The organism is Pseudomonas sp. NPDC090755, from assembly GCF_044769005.1.
Taxonomy (GTDB): Bacteria; Pseudomonadota; Gammaproteobacteria; order Pseudomonadales; family Pseudomonadaceae; genus Aquipseudomonas.
The window spans coordinates 1-1,367 of sequence record NZ_JBIVXC010000063.1 but is presented as its reverse complement, the minus strand read 5'-3'; the positions used below and the strand labels follow the sequence as shown (position 1 = coordinate 1,367).

Sequence of the window (1,367 nt, the reverse complement as noted above, 5' to 3'; positions counted from 1 at the left end):
TGGGTTACTCAATGCCGAGCTAACCGGAGCCACTCATGGGCTGGAGAGACAACTACCGCGCCGCGAGCTTTCGCGGCGTTTCTTTTTATGTTGAGTCTGCAGACAGCACCCATGGCCGCCGGCAGGCTGTGCATGAGCATGCTCAACGCGATGTCCCGTACACCGAAGACCTGGGGCGCAAGGCCCGGGAGTTCTCGGTGTCCGGCTACCTGATCGGGCTGGAGTATCAAACCCAGCGGGATGAGCTGATCAAGGCCTGCGAAACCGCAGGCCCAGGCGTGTTGGTGCATCCGTACCGCGGCGAACTGACCGTTGTGTGTCGTGGCCTGGGCCTGAGCGAAAGCACCAGTGAAGGCGGTATGTGCTTGGTGAAGCTGACCTTTCTGGAGGCCGGTGAAGCTTCCTACCCGTCAGCCAAGGTCGACACCATCAACGCGATCAGCGCGAAAGGCAATGCCGTCACCGCAGCCGCAGAGCAGGGGTTCCTCGCCGATTTTCTCACCACCGGCTTCCCGGCCTACGTCGCGGAGTCCGCGGCCAAGGGCCTTGCCGAGCTTGGTGAGTTCATGGCGGCCCCGGGGTTGAACTTCGCCGGGGATCTGCAGGCGGCATCTGACTTCTACCTCCAGGCCAAAGGGCTCGCCTCCGACGCATTCAGCCTAGTCCAGAAGCCCTTTCAGATGGTCAGCCGGATCACTGGTTTGTTCGGTTCGATTCGCACGGCCTTTGGAAGCAATGCCCTCAGCATGTTGACCAGCCTGTTTGACCGGTCTTCGGGCAACTATTCGGGCAGCATCGCCACCCCAAGCCGCCGGCAGCAAGCCACAAACCATCTGGCCTTGAATGCTCTGGTGCGTCAGGTGGCGGTGGCCGAAGCGGCAAAAGCCGCGGTGGTCACGCAGAAGCCATTGATCACCGCGGGTGGTGTTGCGTTGGCGCAGATACCAAGCACGTCTAGCGCGAGCAATCCTTCTTCAAGTACACCGGCAGCGAGCACGCCCACTGTGAGCACCCCAGTGGTGTACGACAGCTATCAGGAAGCGGTCAAAGTCAGGGAGGAACTGGTGAGTCGCATTGATGCGGAAAGTGAGGCGACACCGGTCGATGAGGTGTACGTGGCTCTCTCGGATTTGCGCACCAGCGTTATACAGGCGGTACCGAACAAAGAGCAGGACCTGCCCCGGATCGTTCCGTATGTGCCGAAGGAAACGCTGCCCTCGCTGCTAGTGGCTTATCAGATTTACGGCGATGCCGGCCGGGCGGACGAAATCGCTGCCCGAAATGGCCCGCGCCATCCTGGGTTTTTGACTGGCGGAACAGCGCTGGAGGTGCTGGCTGATGGATGACCTTGAGCTGCTGGTCAATGG

1 protein-coding gene is annotated in these 1,367 nt (G+C 61.0%); it reads left to right on the top strand.

Going from position 1 to position 1,367, the window contains the following annotated elements; genetic code table 11:
- Positions 1 to 35 precede the first annotated feature (35 nt).
- Positions 36 to 1,346 (top strand): DNA circularization protein, encoded by a 1,311-nt coding sequence (locus tag ACIQUS_RS27285; protein WP_403054297.1) that lies wholly within the window; start codon positions 36 to 38, stop codon positions 1,344 to 1,346.
- The last annotated feature ends 21 nt before the right edge of the window (positions 1,347 to 1,367 follow it).

Bases quoted from the DNA above. Each gene is read 5' to 3' on its own strand.
- ACIQUS_RS27285 (WP_403054297.1), top strand. From the start codon at position 36: ATGGGCTGGAGAGACAACTACCGCGCCGCGAGCTTTCGCGGCGTTTCT.